This is a genomic window from Pseudomonas sp. 5P_3.1_Bac2, assembly GCF_025465995.1.
Lineage (GTDB): Bacteria > Pseudomonadota > Gammaproteobacteria > Pseudomonadales > Pseudomonadaceae > Aquipseudomonas.
This window is the reverse complement of the sequence record NZ_JANLNY010000006.1, coordinates 653,632-668,280: the sequence shown is the minus strand read 5'-3', so window position 1 is coordinate 668,280 and position 14,649 is coordinate 653,632. Positions and strand designations below refer to the sequence as shown.

Annotated in this window: 14 protein-coding genes; 3 read left to right on the top strand and 11 right to left on the bottom strand. The window is 58.0% G+C overall.

Annotated features, from left to right (window positions below):
* Positions 1–3: 3 nt before the first annotated feature.
* The 10 genes from NTD81_RS07435 to NTD81_RS07390 all read right to left on the bottom strand — a co-directional run bounded on the left by NTD81_RS07435 (position 4) and on the right by NTD81_RS07390 (position 8,581).
* Complete coding sequence (locus NTD81_RS07435; RefSeq protein WP_262181085.1) at positions 4–1,071, bottom strand: AI-2E family transporter; 1,068 nt, start codon at positions 1,069–1,071, stop codon at positions 4–6.
* A gap of 78 nt (positions 1,072–1,149) precedes the next feature.
* Positions 1,150–1,953 (bottom strand): DUF4892 domain-containing protein, encoded by an 804-nt coding sequence (locus NTD81_RS07430; RefSeq protein WP_262181083.1) that lies wholly within the window; start codon positions 1,951–1,953, stop codon positions 1,150–1,152.
* A 5-nt stretch (positions 1,954–1,958) separates the two neighbouring features.
* Positions 1,959–2,621, bottom strand: a complete 663-nt coding sequence (locus NTD81_RS07425; RefSeq protein ID WP_262181082.1) for a glutathione S-transferase family protein — start codon at positions 2,619–2,621, stop codon at positions 1,959–1,961.
* A 49-nt stretch (positions 2,622–2,670) separates the two neighbouring features.
* The gene (locus NTD81_RS07420) at positions 2,671–3,534 is read right to left on the bottom strand and encodes an alpha/beta hydrolase (RefSeq protein WP_262181081.1); all 864 of its coding nucleotides are present in this window, start codon (positions 3,532–3,534) and stop codon (positions 2,671–2,673) included.
* Positions 3,531–4,337 carry an alpha/beta fold hydrolase gene (locus NTD81_RS07415; protein ID WP_262181080.1) on the bottom strand — a complete coding sequence of 269 codons (807 nt, stop codon included), beginning with the start codon at positions 4,335–4,337 and terminating at the stop codon, positions 3,531–3,533. Before NTD81_RS07415 ends, NTD81_RS07420 begins: the two co-directional genes overlap by 4 nt.
* Positions 4,338–4,417: 80 nt before the next feature.
* Positions 4,418–4,864 (bottom strand): hotdog fold thioesterase, encoded by a 447-nt coding sequence (locus tag NTD81_RS07410; RefSeq protein WP_262181079.1) that lies wholly within the window; start codon positions 4,862–4,864, stop codon positions 4,418–4,420.
* 59 nt (positions 4,865–4,923) lie between these two features.
* A complete protein-coding gene (locus NTD81_RS07405; protein WP_262181078.1) occupies positions 4,924–6,591 on the bottom strand; it encodes an AMP-binding protein in 1,668 nt (555 codons plus the stop codon).
* Between the two features lie 115 nt (positions 6,592–6,706).
* Positions 6,707–7,171: a phosphohistidine phosphatase SixA gene (gene sixA, locus NTD81_RS07400; protein WP_262181066.1), complete on the bottom strand. Its 465-nt coding sequence runs from the start codon at positions 7,169–7,171 to the stop codon at positions 6,707–6,709.
* 9 nt (positions 7,172–7,180) lie between these two features.
* Positions 7,181–7,528, bottom strand: coding sequence for a DUF4389 domain-containing protein (locus NTD81_RS07395; protein WP_262181063.1), 348 nt, complete (start codon positions 7,526–7,528; stop codon positions 7,181–7,183).
* 30 nt (positions 7,529–7,558) lie between these two features.
* Positions 7,559–8,581 (bottom strand): NAD(P)H-dependent glycerol-3-phosphate dehydrogenase, encoded by a 1,023-nt coding sequence (locus tag NTD81_RS07390; RefSeq protein WP_262181059.1) that lies wholly within the window; start codon positions 8,579–8,581, stop codon positions 7,559–7,561.
* A gap of 236 nt (positions 8,582–8,817) precedes the next feature.
* Between NTD81_RS07390 and NTD81_RS07385 the strand changes: the two genes are divergently transcribed.
* The 3 genes from NTD81_RS07385 (at position 8,818) to fabB (ending at position 12,667) form a co-directional block, all read left to right on the top strand.
* Positions 8,818–10,743 (top strand): ATP-binding protein, encoded by a 1,926-nt coding sequence (locus NTD81_RS07385; RefSeq protein ID WP_262181055.1) that lies wholly within the window; start codon positions 8,818–8,820, stop codon positions 10,741–10,743.
* A gap of 175 nt (positions 10,744–10,918) precedes the next feature.
* Complete coding sequence (fabA, locus tag NTD81_RS07380; RefSeq protein ID WP_262181052.1) at positions 10,919–11,434, top strand: 3-hydroxyacyl-[acyl-carrier-protein] dehydratase FabA; 516 nt, start codon at positions 10,919–10,921, stop codon at positions 11,432–11,434.
* 12 nt (positions 11,435–11,446) lie between these two features.
* The gene (gene fabB / locus NTD81_RS07375) at positions 11,447–12,667 is read left to right on the top strand and encodes a beta-ketoacyl-ACP synthase I (protein ID WP_262181049.1); all 1,221 of its coding nucleotides are present in this window, start codon (positions 11,447–11,449) and stop codon (positions 12,665–12,667) included.
* A gap of 82 nt (positions 12,668–12,749) precedes the next feature.
* On the opposite strand, the gene NTD81_RS07370 is transcribed toward fabB, so the two are convergent.
* Positions 12,750–14,375 (bottom strand): methyl-accepting chemotaxis protein, encoded by a 1,626-nt coding sequence (locus NTD81_RS07370; protein WP_262181046.1) that lies wholly within the window; start codon positions 14,373–14,375, stop codon positions 12,750–12,752.
* Between the last annotated feature and the right edge of the window lie 274 nt (positions 14,376–14,649).

The following is a 14,649-nucleotide window of genomic DNA, read 5'->3' as shown; positions in this document are numbered from 1 at the left end:
GGGTTAGTCGCAGTTATGCGAACGGGCCTTACTGGCGGCTTTTTCGTTTTGCGCCACCCAATCGCTGATCAGGTTATAGGCCACGGCCAATAGCGTCGGACCGAGGAACAGGCCCATAAAACCAAAGGCCAGAATGCCGCCAAATACGCCAAGCAGCACCACCACCAACGGCAGATTGCCGCCACGGCTGATCAGGTACGGTTTGAGGATGTTGTCCACGCCGCTGATCGCAAAGAAGCCCCAGACCAGCATAAAGATGCCCATGCCGATCTGCCCTTGCCAGAACAGCCAAGCGGCCACTGGCCCCCAGACCAGAGGCGGAACCATGATCAGGCTGCAGAAAAAGGTCAGCAGGCCAAGGATCAACGAGCCGTGCACCCCGGCGATGGTGAAGCCGATCCAAGCCAGGATGGCTTGCGCCGCAGCCGTACCGATCACCCCGTTCACCACCCGCTGCACCGTACCGGCCACCAACTCCAGGTAATGTTCGGCGCGATCACCGATCAGGCGTTGCAGCAGGCTTTCAGCAAAGGCCGCGAGACGCGGACCATCGCGGTAGAAGAAAAACACCAGAATCAAACTCAGCGCCAGCTCGACAACCCCACCACCGATTTGCGCACTGCGCGCCAGCAGCCAGTTGCCCACCTGGCCCAAATAGGGACGCACGCTGGCCAGTAAAGCCACGCCTTGCTCATCGATGGTTTGCCACAGCTGCACCAGGTAATTGCCCACCAACGGTACCCCGGCTAACCAACTGGGCGCCGGTGGTAAGCCGTCGACTTGCAAGTCTTTGATCAGGCTGGTGGCATCCTTGATATGGTCGGCCAAGTTAAAGCCCAGCATGATCAAAGGCACCGCCACCACCACCATCCACGCCAAGGTCAGCACCCCCGCCGCCAAGGAATGCCGGCCGCCCAGGGCCGTGCTCAGCCAGCGCATCAACGGCCAGCTGGCAAAGGCCAGCACTGCCGCCCAAAACAACGCCGACCAAAATGGCGCCAGCACCCAAAGGCTGGCGCCTAACAGGGCCAGCAAGAGAATCTGCACCAACATACGATCGTTATTGACCATCTACCGCTCCCAACCGGCAAGCGCGGGCTTGCCCAATATAAATCGATCTTAAGTGCAGCCGGCGCTGGGTCAGAGGCTTTAACGCAGCAACTTCACCAGCAACCCTTCGGCGTCTTGCGAGTCTAGCTCCAGACGGCTGGCGCGCACCCGTTGTGCCACCAGCGCCTCACGCCAGGCCTCCGCCTTGGCGCCGGCCAGTGCCACGCGCTGAGTACTGTCGCTATTCAAACTACGCGCCAACAGCGCTACCCACTCGGCAGTCGGTTCAGCCTGCCCAAACAGCTGCAACTGCCCCTGACTCTTCAGTTGCCGCTGTAACGTCGCCGGGGTCGGCAGAATCTGCCCCAGGGCGCTACTGGAGTCCAGCTGCTCAACATGCAGATAAGCACGGCGATTACCCCGGGTGATGCTGTAGAGCGCCAGCAGGCTGTCCTGCTGGGGCGCGGCCAAACGTAGCAGCGCATAGCTTTGCTGATCATCAGCGCCATACAGGCTGGCGTTGGCAAACACCGAGTTGGCCCACAGGCTACTGGAGCCGCATTCACGTCCGACACACCAGTAGAGCATGTGCGCGCCCTGCTCTTGCAACGTCGTGCGCGCGGCGGCAAAGGCCTCATCGGCACTGTGACTGGCCGGTAACTCATAAGTCAGACGAGTCAAAGCGCCACTGGCCAAAACGTCTCGTTCATAGCGCAGCTTACCGCTAATACGGCTGATGGCACCTTGCGGATAGCGCCGTTCCTGCTCTGCTGCTTGCTGATAACTGACGATTTTAGCCTCGTTAAGCCGGGGCAAAATGGGTAAATCTTGGCTGCCGGGAACATCCGCCCACAGGCTTGAACTCAGCAGCATGGCGCCGATAACTAGGGTAGTACGTAGCATAAAGGTCACTTGATCAGCATCGCCTGGGCGGATTTCACCAGCGTACTGCTGTCCACATCACGCACCGGCACCAGCAGGCCACGCTGCACGGCTGGGCGTTCGGCGAGCTCATTCATCCAGCGCTGCAAGTGCGTCAAGCCGTCGACAGAAACCCCCGCCCAATCATGCCTGCACACCCAAGGATAGGTGGCAATATCGGCGATGCTGTAGGCGTCGGCCAAATACTGCGCCTCACTCAGACGACTGTTGAGCACTTCGTATAAGCGGCGGGTTTCATGCTGATAGCGATCGATCGGGCCTTGCAGTTTTTCCGGGAAATAGCGGTAAAACACATTGGCCTGACCTTGCATCGGGCCTACTCCGCCCATCTGGAACATCAACCACTGCACCACCTTGGAACGACCCTTGGCGTCGCTGGGCAATAACTGGCCAGTCAGCTCGGCCAGATAGAGCAGGATCGCGCCAGACTCAAATACGGCGAAGTCATCGTTATTGCGGTCAACGATGGCAGGAATACGGCCATTGGGGTTGATTTTAAGGAACGCTGGCGCCTTTTGTTCCTGCTTATCGAAACTCAAGGCGTGCACGTTATAGGGCAGTTGCAGCTCTTCAAGGGCGATGGACACTTTGTGGCCATTGGGCGTGGCGGCGGTATATAGCTCGATCATGGCAGGCTCCCTAACAATCGCCACACCTTCGGCACTTGCCAGAACTAAGTCAAGACGCCAGCAAGAATGCTTTGAAACAGTCTGCGACCAATGCCGCCCCGGCTGCATCATCCAAATGCAGATGATGACCGCCTGGCAGGCGCACTTGCTCAATCGGCAAGCTATCCAGCCAGGGCAGTAAATGGGCTTGCCTGCTCGCCATGCCCTGCTCGGCCAACACCAGCCTCACCGGGCACTGCAAACTCTCGACAAAGCCCCGGGCATGGGCCTGCGTTAAACGCATAGCTGAGGGCAGCGTCAGGCGACTGTCGCTGCTCCAGGTGTAGCCGCCCTCCACCGCCTCCAGCCCACGCTGCACCAACAACTGCGCGGCTTCACGACTGACCCCCGAGGTGCCGCGCATGCGCGCCAGCACCGCCCGCTCTACTTCGCTATACAGCGGTTTGCTTTTAGCACTTAAGGCCAGTTGTGCGCGCAACGCTTCGCCGAGCTTTGCGGCAGCCGTATCGGCTTCGCCGGTAAAAGGAATTAAGCCATCGATCAGCGCTAAGCGCTCAACCCTCTCAGGCATGGCGGCGGCCAATAACACGGCGCTGATGGCGCCCATGCTGTGGCCGAGCACGGCGAAGCGTGACCAGCCCAGATACTCGGCGACTTGCAGCACATCATGGGCGTAATCCCAGATGGCATAACTGGCGCCCACGGGCCGATGGGCCGACAAGCCGTGCCCGGCCATATCCAAAGCCACGATGCGCAGGCCCGGCAGTAGAGGCGCCAAGCGGGCAAAACTGGCGGCGTTATCCAACCAACCATGCAGGGCCAATACTGGCTTGCCGTCTTCGGGGCCATAAACCCGCGCTGCCAGCTCGATATGTTCAAGTGGTAAACGTACTTCCGTGAAGCCCTGAGTCATTGACCTGCCCCGGTTTTAGCCGCGTCAGCCCAGGTAGAAAGCACCTGTTTAAGTAACTGCGCAGTGTTGAGCGGACGTTCGAGGGGAAACATATGGCCACCTTCAACTCGGTAAAACTGGCCACGTTTGGCCCGTTGGAATAGATACGCATGATGGCGCAACACCACCTTACTCTGCGCCCCGCGCACTAAGGCCAGCGGCACTTGCAAAGGCGCGTGGGCAGTTTTGCGGTGCGGCACGCTGCGATAAATGCTCACTTCGGTTTGCGCGTTAAAGCGCAACCGCAAACTCGCCTCGTTTGGCTCTAATGCGTGCTGCACATAGGCATCCAGGCAGTCAGGATCAAAGCCGCGAAACAGCGTTTTGCCGGCGAAATACTCGCGCGCCTCAGCCTGATCGCTGAAGGTCTCCCGACGGCCCAAGGTGCGCCCGGCGGGAGTGATACGGTCGATAAAGCCAAAACGCTTGGCCGCACGAATTAACAAGCGATCGGTGACGCCGAGTATGGGGGAATCCAGCATCACCACGCCGCGATACAGCTCCGGACGCTGCAAAGCCGCTTGGTAGTGCAGCACGCCGCCCAGGGAGTGGCCCACGCCCCACACCGGCGTGCGCTGTTGTTGCACGTGGTGGATCAGTTCGGCAACCAAGTTGCCCCAGTTGTCATCCACCGGGAAGCGCGGGTCGTGGCCATGCTGTACGAGGTGGGCGACTTCAAATTCTGGGCTTAGGGCAGCGAACAGCTTGCCGTAACAAGCGGACGGGAAACCGTTAGCGTGGGCGAAGAAAATCGGCTGGGACATTTGCTAAGGCCAAACTGACTGGATGTGGAATCGGCGGACAGCGACAGCAGTCTATGCCATCTGCCGTGCGCCGCGCAGCGTCAGCTTTGTTCAGGTGCTTTGCTGCCTAAAGGCACCACGGCCACAGTCAACCGGGAGATGCAGTTGGTCTTGCCACTGTCGTCGTGCAAACGAATGTCCCAGACGTGGGTGGTACGGCCCAAATGCACGGGCTGGGCGACCGCATGCACCCGCCCGCTGCGTACGCCGCGCAGGTGGTTGGCGTTAACTTCCAAACCAACGCAGTAAAACTTGCTGGGATCGATACACAGGTAGCTGGCCATCGAACCGACCGTTTCGGCGAGCACCACCGAGGCACCGCCATGGAGCAACCCGTACGGCTGATGAGTACGCTGATCGACCACCATGCTGGCCGTCAGGGACTGCTCATCCACGGCCTCGAAGCGAATATCCAGCAATTCGCCGATGGTGTTTTTGTGCACCTTGTTGAGCTGCTGAAGATCGGGGGTTTGCCACCATACACTCATGCTTTCATCCTTTTACTGGGGCATGGCAGGTCGCGGACAACGCGACCTGCGCCGTGCAACTAGTCGTGCCAGAACACCACATCGGTGCGCTTCTGCCAATGATCGAAGTGCGCTTTATAAGTGTCCTCGACCACATTGCGTTTGATTTTCAGGGTTGGGGTGAGAAAGCCATTCTCCACCGTCCACACTTCCTTAACCAACACCAACCCTTGCAAACGCTCGTGATGATCGAGGCGTTCATTCGTTTCGTTGAGCAACGTGTGCAGGCTGTTTTGCAGGGCACTGCGCTCGCCATTGGAGGCTTCGGCGCGGCCCTCATCGGACAGCACACAGAGGGCAATCGGCTGCGACATACCATCGCCGACCACACACACTTGCTCGATACGCGAGTGCTCGCCCAAGCGGTTTTCGATGGGTGCAGGGGCAACGTACTTGCCTTTGCTGGTCTTGAAAATTTCTTTAAGACGCCCGGTTAAACGCAGATTGCCCTGGCTGTCCTGCTCACCTTTGTCACCGGTGCGCAGGTAGCCATCAGCGGTCATGGTTTCAGCGGTTTTTTCCGGGTCTTTGAAGTAGCCCTGCATCACTGCGCCGCTGCGCACCTGCACTTCGCCATCTTCGGCAATGCGCACTTCGACCCCTGGGTTGTTTTGCCCAATCCAACCCAGTTTGAACAGGCCTGGGCGGCACACGTGGGAGTAACCGCAGTTTTCGGTCATGCCGTAGACCTCCTGAATATCCAGGCCCAAACGGCGATACCACTTAAGCAGCGCTTCAGGCACCGGCGAGGCTCCCGACAGCGCATAACGGACTTGATCCAGGCCCAAACCGGCGAGGACTTTCTTACCGACGATGCGGCGAATAACCGGCAGCTTAAGCAACAGCTCCAGCTTGCTCTCAGACATCTTGCTGAACACGCCAACCTGAAACTTGGTCCACAACCGTGGCACCGAGAAGAACACCGTTGGCCGCGCGCGGCGCAGGTCATTGACGAAGGTGTCCAGACTTTCAGCGAAGTACACCGTTTGCCCGGCGTAAATCGACGCCAACTCAACAAACATGCGTTCGGCGACATGGCACAGCGGTAAGTACGACAGCACCCGGTCGTGATCGGTCACGCCAAACAGCTCAATGGCGTGGCCCGCGGCAAAACCGAAGTTGCCAAAATTGTGCATCACCCCTTTAGGCATGCCGGTGGTGCCGGAGGTATAGATGATGGTGGCCAGCTGCTCAGGCTTGGGCTGCGGCGAGTCGGCAATCGGCGTGCAGGCTTGCAGGTCCTTCCAGGCGTAGTCGAAGCGGCCCTCAGGGTGCTGTAACAGACTGATGGTTGGCACCCCGGCGGGGATACCTGGAGCCATGCCCGCCCAGTCGTCCAGCTTGCCGATAAAGGCCAACACCGATTCGGAGTGCTCCAGCACCTGCCGCATTGAGTCTGCGGTTAGGTTGGGATACAGCGGTACCGAGACGTGCCCTGCCATCCAGATCGCTAAGTCCGCAATGATCCAATGCGCGCAGTTTTTCGACACGATGGCAATGCGGCTACCTTGGGGGAGCTCCCGCTGCCGCAGCCAATGGGCCGCACGCCGGGCTTGCTCACCGACCTGGGCCCAACTCAGCTGGAGCAGTTGCCCGCCTGCCAGCGGCTGCACCATATAAATTTTATCGGGGTGCCGAGCCTCACGCTCATAGAACAAGTCCAGCGGCAAACGAATTATTTCGGGCACGGGGCCTCCTCCTTTGTTGTTATTTTGGAGCCTACCAAGCGATTGCTTGGTTGACTATTCCATGCACAAAGGGGATCTGGCAAGAGGATAAATAGGCCGATGTGCGCTGCCGCGCTCAAAAACGGTTCTGGTGCACCACGCGGGTTAAATCCATCAAACCTGCGGCAAGCGCCGGCCCATCGAGCTCAGCCAGGCTTGCGGTGCCCATGGCCAAAGGCTGCTGACGATGGCCGTGCAGCAGCCAGCCGGCCAAAGAACCGACCAAGGGTTGATGGGTCACCAAGAGCAGCTCTGCTTGCGGATAAGCGTCGAGCTCGCTCAGCACTTGGCGCACCTCGCTGTCCGGAGTGAGCCACGGCACACTCAGGCGCTGGCCCTTAAAATCAAGCTGCGCGCACACCTCATCGGCGGTTTGCTGGGCACGCACATAGGGGCTGACCAACATCAGTGGCACGCTGCGCGAAGCCAGCAATGCCGCCGCTTGTCGCGCTTGCTGACGACCATAGGCCGTCAGGCAGCGGGCTTCATCGAGTGTGCGGGTCGGTTCGGCTTCACCGTGACGCAAGAGCCAAAGTTTCATCGGCCGGCGCTACAGCTTAGGTTCTTCGTCGCGCACCGGATGCGGCGCCGGCGGTACGTTGTGGGCAGCCTCGCCTTGGGGCGCCTGGGCAGTGGGCCAATCGGCAAACGGCCAAGGCTTTTCTTCGCTATTAAAGGTGCCGAAGCGACCTATTTGCGCGAGGTATTGGCTCAGGCTGTCACCAAAACTTAGCAGCCCGCCATTGGGCGCAGCGTAGAACAGGCGATAGGCCAGTTGCGCCAGCACCACAAGGGCCAGGAGGATCTCGGCCACTTGCCAGACCACCGCGAAAATCACCATCCACAAGACGCGCAGCACGATGGATTCGCGTTGCAGCACTTTGTTGTCATCACTCATTTGCTTCTCCTCGCCGGGCTTGTACGCCCGTTAAAAACCGCTGGGGGAAATAAAATCGACATCGGTTTTCGGCTCACCGCGCATCAGGGCGCCGATCACCTGATCCAAAGTCCGCCCCTCGAACAAAATCGCATGCAAGCCAGCCACCAGCGGCATATACACCTGCAATTGCTCGGCTTTGCTCTTCAGTACCTTGATCGTATTAACGCCCTCGGCCACCTCGCCCAGACGCGCCACAGCCTCTTCCAAGCTTAAACCCTGGCCTAAAGCGTATCCAACCTGGTAATTGCGGCTTTTCGCCGAAGAACACGTGACGATCAGATCCCCTACCCCTGCCAGCCCGAGGAAGGTCATCGGGTTGGCGCCGAGCTGGACGGCAAAGCGCGTCATTTCCGCCAGGGCGCGGGTAATCAGCATGCTCTTGGTGTTCTCGCCCATGCCCATGGCCGCGGCCATGCCGGCGATAATGGCGTAGACGTTTTTCAGCGCCCCACCCAGTTCCACCCCAAAGCGATCAGCACTGGCATACACCCGGAAGGTGCGCCCGTGCAGCGCGGCTTGCACCTGCCGGCAGAGGTCTTCGTCCTCGCTGGCGATCACCGAGGCAGTCAGCGCGTGCTCAGCCACCTCACGGGCCAGGTTCGGCCCGGAGAGCACACCAATGCGCGCCTGCGGGGCGATGTCCTGCAGAATCTGGCTCATCAGCAAGAAGCTTTGCGCCTCGATACCCTTGGTGGTGCTAACCAACAGTTTGCCACTGAGCTGTTGCGCAAAAGGCTGCAGCGCTTGGCGCAAGGCACTCGACGGCAAAGCCACAAACACCAGCTGGCAGGCCGCTAAGGTGGCAGCCAGATCAGAGCCTGGCTGCACATTGGCGTGCACCTTAATGCCTTTGAGGTAACGCGGATTTTCCCGGGTCGTGCGAATGGCCTCGGCCTGCGCCGGGTCACGCATCCAATGCATAACCTGCTGGCCATTCTCAGCGAGCAAATTGGCAATTGCGGTACCGAAGCTACCGCCACCGAGCACCGCAATTGGGAGCTGATCAGTCATAACGCATCCATCGTAAGCCAGTAAAAGTGCCGAATTGCTCGCATTATACGATTAGACCTGCGCCTAGACAGCATTAAGCACTGCCGCAGCTGCTAGCAAAATGATATCCCTTAGTTCATACCTACCTATAACCACAATAAAGAGGCCTTGGAGTGCTAGGGGTAAACAATCATGCCGACATTTTCGCCCCTAGCGCCTCCGGCAGCCTCCACCCACAGCCTGTTGAGGACTGCGCAATGAGTTGGTGGCGCCGTATCAATATCCACACCCACGTTCAGCTGATCAGTGTGGGCCCCGCTCTTTTGCTGGCGCTGCTGCTCAGTGGTTTCTTCGCCTTTAACCGCTTGCAGGACCTACGCCACGAGCTCAATCAATTCGGCCAATTGACCGCTATTCAACTAGCCCCTGCCAGCGCCTTCGGCGTACTCAAGAACAATCAGCAGCTATTGCAATCGCTGCTCGAAGAGACGCTGGCCGACACGCCCTATCTGCACTTTCTCGAAATCCGCGATAAAAATGGCAAGCTCTTGGTGTACGTCGAACACCCAAGCCACGCTGACGATGACAACTCACCCGTGCGGGTCTACAGCGCCGCCATCTATCCCCTGGGCGTCAGAGCCGTGGAGCCGCGCAGTGATGACCTGAGCCAAACCATCGGCAAGGTTAACGTTGGTGTTTCCGAATTTGCCTTTAATCAGCGCCAACAGCTGATTCTGCTGAAAGCCGCACTGTTGGCGCTGTTTGCCCTGTTGCTGACGTATATGCTGGCGCGGCGCCTAGCCCGGCGTTTATCAAAGCCCCTGAGCGCCATTGGCAATGCGGTTAATGCCATTCAAGCTGGCAACTATCAGACGCGCTTAGCTGAAATAGGTGAAGGTGAACTGAAAACCCTCGCCTGCCATATCAATAATCTGGCGCAAAGTTTGGCCTGCGCCAGTGAAGAACAAAAAAGGTCGATCAGCTTATTGATTCAAGCCCGGGAACAAGCCGAGCTGGCCAATAACAGCAAAACTGAATTTCTCGCCATGATGAGTCATGAGTTACGTACACCGCTCAATGGCGTGCTGGGTATGTTGCAACTGCTGCAAACCACTGAACTCAATGCCGAACAGGACGAATACACGGCATTGGCCAGTGAATCCACTGAGCACTTACTGAAAGTTATTAGCGATATTCTCGATTTTTCCCGCATCGAACGCGGTGCCGTGCAACTCGAAAGTATCCGCTTCGCCTTACACGACTTACTTCAAGGCTGCCAGCAGGTGTTCCGCCATAGTGCGCAGCAACGCGGTATTCAGTTATCTCTGCAATATCCCAGTGGGGCCGAGCAGATACAGGTAATGGGCGACCCCACCCGTATCCGGCAAATACTGCTCAATTTGCTGGGCAATGCCCTGAAATTTACCGAATCCGGTAGCGTGCGCTTGCGCTGCACCTGGCAGGCACTGGATAGCGAAATGTTGTGGCTTACCTGCGCAGTAGTAGACACCGGCATCGGCATTAGCAGCGCGCATCTGGAAAGCATGTTTGATGCCTTCCAGCAGGCCGACAACTCGATTTCCCGCCGCTATGGCGGCACCGGTTTGGGCTTACCCATTGCCCGCAGCTTGGCCGAGCAGATGGGCGGCACTTTGCGCGCCACCAGTATTGAGGGCCAAGGCTCAATCTTCACTTTGGAGTTGCCGCTACCACTGGCGCCGAGCCAAGGCAGCGGAGAAAAACCAGCGGCGCCGGCCCTGCCACGAAACTCTGACGAATTAAATATCCTCTTAGTTGAGGACAATCCAGTCAATCAAACTGTCATAGAAGCCATGCTGCGCAGCTTAGGCTACCAAGTCAGCGTGATTAGCGATGGTATTCAAGCCGTTAGCATGGCCTGCCGAGGCAACTTTGCCGCGGTATTAATGGACTGCCGGCTACCGGGTTTAGATGGTTTGGAGGCTACGCGACAAATTCGCCACTTGTTCAACAATGCACAATTGCCGATCATTGCCCTCACTGCCAACGTCTTAGCCGGTGATCGCGAGGCCTGTTTACAGGCGGGAATGAATGATTATCTAGCAAAACCCTTTAAAAGAGCTGATTTACAACAAATCTTACAACGTTGGACCGGCCATCTGGATGCAATCGCTAGTCAAGCGCCACCATCTACGGCAGGCTAGTTACAATAGCCGTTAAACTAGCTGTCCGGGTCGCAGTACAACTGTACTCACAAACCTGTGACTTTCACCCCATCGCAACAGTCTACGACTAGGCTGTAGGCAGACGCAGCAGACTGCGCCGCCAGCCAGATGAAATCTCCCAGCCTTGGTGCAAGGGACATATTGAGGAGTTCGCATGACCAAACAACACGCCTTCACCCGGGAAGACCTGTTACGCTGCAGCCGCGGCGAACTGTTCGGCCCAGGTAATGCGCAACTGCCCGCGCCGAACATGCTGATGATCGACCGCATTACTCACATCAGCGATACCGGCGGTAAGTTCGGCAAAGGCGAAATTGTCGCCGAGCTCGATATCAATCCTGATCTGTGGTTCTTTGCTTGCCACTTTGAAGGTGATCCGGTTATGCCTGGCTGCTTGGGTCTTGACGCGATGTGGCAATTGGTCGGCTTCCACCTGGGTTGGCAAGGTAATCCTGGCCGTGGCCGTGCGCTCGGTTCAGGTGAAGTTAAATTCTTTGGCCAGGTATTGCCTACAGCCAAGAAAGTTACTTACAACATTCATATCAAACGCACTATTGCACGCTCCCTGGTTCTGGCTATTGCCGATGGCACCGTTAGCGTTGATGGTCGCGAGATTTACAGTGCCGAAGGCCTGCGCGTTGGCCTGTTTACTTCCACCGACAGCTTCTAAAGGACTCTCTGCATGCGTCGCGTCGTGATTACTGGCCTGGGTATTGTTTCCTGCCTTGGCAATGACAAAGAGACCGTCTCCGCCAACCTGCGCGCTGGTCGCCCTGGTATTCGGCACAACCCTGCTTACGCTGAAATGGGGCTGCGTAGCCACGTTTCCGGCTCTGTTGATCTGAACCTCGAAGAGCTGATCGACCGTAAGCTGTTCCGCTTCATGGGTGACGCTGCAGCCTACGCTTACCTGGCCATGAATCAGGCAATCGCCGACTCCGGCCTGAGCCCCGAGCAAGTGTCCAACCCGCGTACTGGCCTGGTTGCCGGCTCCGGTGGCGCTTCCACGCTGAACCAGATGGAAGCCATCGACACCCTGCGTGAGAAAGGCGTTAAGCGCATTGGCCCATACCGCGTAACCCGCACCATGGGCAGCACGGTATCCGCCTGCTTGGCCACACCGTTCCAGATCAAAGGTCTGAACTACTCCATCTCCTCTGCCTGCGCCACTAGTGCTCACTGCATTGGCCACGCCATGGAGCAGATTCAGATGGGTAAACAGGACATCGTGTTTGCCGGCGGCGGTGAAGAAGAGCACTGGAGCCAGAGCTGCTTGTTCGACGCCATGGGCGCCCTGTCCACGCAGTACAACGATGCCCCGGAAAAAGCCTCGCGCGCCTATGACGCCAAGCGTGACGGTTTCGTCATCGCTGGCGGTGGCGGCATGGTGGTGGTCGAAGAGCTGGAGCACGCCCTTAAGCGCGGCGCCAAGATCTACGCCGAAATCATCGGCTACGGTGCCACTTCCGACGGCTACGACATGGTTGCGCCAAGCGGCGAAGGCGCCATCCGCTGCATGCAGCAGGCCCTGTCCACCGTTAACAGCCCGATTGACTACCTGAACACCCACGGTACTTCCACTCCGGTGGGCGACGTGGCTGAAGCACGCGGCATCCGTGAAGTGTTCGCAGATAAAGCGCCACCGATCAGCTCGACTAAGAGCCTGTCGGGTCACTCCTTGGGCGCCGCCGGTGTCCACGAAGCGATCTACTGCATGCTGATGATGGAAGGTAACTTCATCGCAGGCTCGGCTAACATCGACGAACTGGATCCAGAAGTCGCTGACCTGCCGATCCAACTCAGCACCGTTGAGAACGCGAAGATCGACACCGTGATGAGCAACAGCTTCGGCTTCGGCGGCACCAACGCCACGCTGGTGCTGCAACGCTGGGCAGGTAAGTAAGAGTTAAGTAAGGGCTTCGGCCAACCAAAACGGCGCCTCAGGGCGCCGTTTTTTATTGCCTGATTTACCGCAGCTGTAAGGATTAAACCTTAAAGCGCGCGACCAGATTATTCAGCTCCACCGCTAGGCGTGACAGCTCATTGCAGGCGGTGTTGGTTTCATCGGCGCCGGTGGTGGTCTGCATCGACAGATCACGGATATTCATCAGATTCCGATCCACTTCCCGCGCCACCTGCGCTTGCTCTTCCGAAGCACTGGCGATCACCAAGTTACGCTCGTTGATGGTGGCGATGGCTTGGGCGATATGTTCCAGCGCCGCCCCCGCCGCCTGCGCTACTTCCAGACTGCCGCGCACGCGCTGACTGCTGCTGCGCATGGCATTCACGGCCTGATCAGTGCCCTGCTGGATACCGCCAATCATTTGCTCAATTTCTTGCGTCGATTGTTGCGTGCGATGGGCCAGAGCGCGCACCTCATCGGCTACCACAGCAAACCCACGCCCGGCATCACCGGCCCGGGCAGCTTCAATGGCAGCGTTGAGCGCCAGCAAGTTGGTCTGCTCGGCGATGGCACGAATCACATCCAGCACCTTACTGATGTCATGGACGCGACCGGCAAGTTGCTCGACATGGCCCGAGGTGGTGCTGACATCCTGCGCTAACGCCTCGATCTGCCGGGCGGTCTCGCGCACCTGCTCGCGGCCTTTTTGCGAGATCTCATTGGACTCGCGGGACGCCTCCGAGGTGCTCACCGCATTGCGCGCCACCTCCTCCACCGCAGCGGTCATTTCATTGACAGCAGTGGCGGCTTGTTCGATTTCATTGCTTTGCTGATGCAGGCCGCGGGTCGAATCCTCACTCACCGCGTGCAGTTCCTCGGCTGCCGAGGCCAATTGGTTAGACGACTCGGCGATACCGTGGATAGTGCTGCGCAGGCTGCCCTGCATGCTCTTTAACGCAGCCAGTAGGCGCGCAGGCTCATCGGTGCCATCGACCGCAATGGGCTGGGTCAAATCCCCCGAGGCCACCACCTCCGCCACATGTAGGGCCTCGGCTAAAGGTTTGGCAATGCTGCGGGTCAGCAAAAAGGCCAAAACCACGGTGAGCAGCAACGCCAGCAGAATGCCGCCAATCACCCACACCCGCGCCGCGCTATACACCGTATCGGTTCGCTTCGCCGCTGCCGACACGGCATCGCGCCCTAGGTGAGAGACCACCACCAAGGCCTTGGCCATGGCATCGGCATGTTGATTCAGCTCGCCGTTGGCGAGCTGGCGGGCGGCGGCGAAGTCGTTGGCCGCCAGCGCAGCCATAATCTTGGCCTGTTCGGCCAAATAACTTTGTTCGGCTTGTTTAAACAGCGCGTAGGCCGCGCGCTCTTTGTCATTAACGATGCGTTTTTCATAGAGGTTCTGCGCCTCATGTAACTTTTCCCGTAACTCCTGGGCCAACTTGGAGTTAGCTTGCACATGTTCTGGCTCAGGATTAAGGATCAAACGCAGAGTCACCGCCCGCAAGCGCAAAATATCCTGACTGACTTCATTAAGCGCCAAGACGTTTGGCAACCACTTGCTATCAACCAGCTCCGACTGATCATGCATCTCGCTCATTTGCATTAAAGAGAAGATGCCTAAAAACAACGTCAACAGTGCAGCCAAACCAAACCCTAGCGCTGCTCTAGGAGCAATTGCCAGCTTACGTAATAACATCTGAATCTCCCCGGTGACAGTTAAAGCCTTACTCGCAAAGCGCAAGACATAAGCCTGCATCACAAAAAGGTGCACGCTGTTATTAACCGTATCGGCTTTTCCTAAAAGCGCCTTAAAAACGACTTAAAAATTATGAAAAATATGAAAAAGGCCACTCAATTGAGTGGCCTGGATAATTTTTCTTGGAAAATCAGCCTTATGCATACAGCTAAAGTATTAGCCCCATGCCAATCAGAGCTGAGCCATCGCTTAGTTATGCGCAACGGCTATTAAC

What these genes read in the sequence shown, in the direction of transcription:
- fabB (WP_262181049.1), top strand. Translation starts at nt 11,447, where the DNA reads ATGCGTCGCGTCGTGATTACTGGCCTGGGTATTGTTTCCTGCCTTGGC.
- NTD81_RS07415 (WP_262181080.1), bottom strand. Translation starts at nt 4,337, where the DNA reads ATGTCCCAGCCGATTTTCTTCGCCCACGCTAACGGTTTCCCGTCCGCT.
- sixA (WP_262181066.1), bottom strand. Translation starts at nt 7,171, where the DNA reads ATGAAACTTTGGCTCTTGCGTCACGGTGAAGCCGAACCGACCCGCACA.
- NTD81_RS07420 (WP_262181081.1), bottom strand. Translation starts at nt 3,534, where the DNA reads ATGACTCAGGGCTTCACGGAAGTACGTTTACCACTTGAACATATCGAG.
- NTD81_RS07410 (WP_262181079.1), bottom strand. Translation starts at nt 4,864, where the DNA reads ATGAGTGTATGGTGGCAAACCCCCGATCTTCAGCAGCTCAACAAGGTG.
- NTD81_RS07430 (WP_262181083.1), bottom strand. Translation starts at nt 1,953, where the DNA reads ATGCTACGTACTACCCTAGTTATCGGCGCCATGCTGCTGAGTTCAAGC.
- NTD81_RS07425 (WP_262181082.1), bottom strand. Translation starts at nt 2,621, where the DNA reads ATGATCGAGCTATATACCGCCGCCACGCCCAATGGCCACAAAGTGTCC.
- NTD81_RS07370 (WP_262181046.1), bottom strand. Translation starts at nt 14,375, where the DNA reads ATGTTATTACGTAAGCTGGCAATTGCTCCTAGAGCAGCGCTAGGGTTT.
- NTD81_RS07385 (WP_262181055.1), top strand. Translation starts at nt 8,818, where the DNA reads ATGAGTTGGTGGCGCCGTATCAATATCCACACCCACGTTCAGCTGATC.
- NTD81_RS07395 (WP_262181063.1), bottom strand. Translation starts at nt 7,528, where the DNA reads ATGAGTGATGACAACAAAGTGCTGCAACGCGAATCCATCGTGCTGCGC.
- NTD81_RS07390 (WP_262181059.1), bottom strand. Translation starts at nt 8,581, where the DNA reads ATGACTGATCAGCTCCCAATTGCGGTGCTCGGTGGCGGTAGCTTCGGT.
- NTD81_RS07435 (WP_262181085.1), bottom strand. Translation starts at nt 1,071, where the DNA reads ATGGTCAATAACGATCGTATGTTGGTGCAGATTCTCTTGCTGGCCCTG.
- fabA (WP_262181052.1), top strand. Translation starts at nt 10,919, where the DNA reads ATGACCAAACAACACGCCTTCACCCGGGAAGACCTGTTACGCTGCAGC.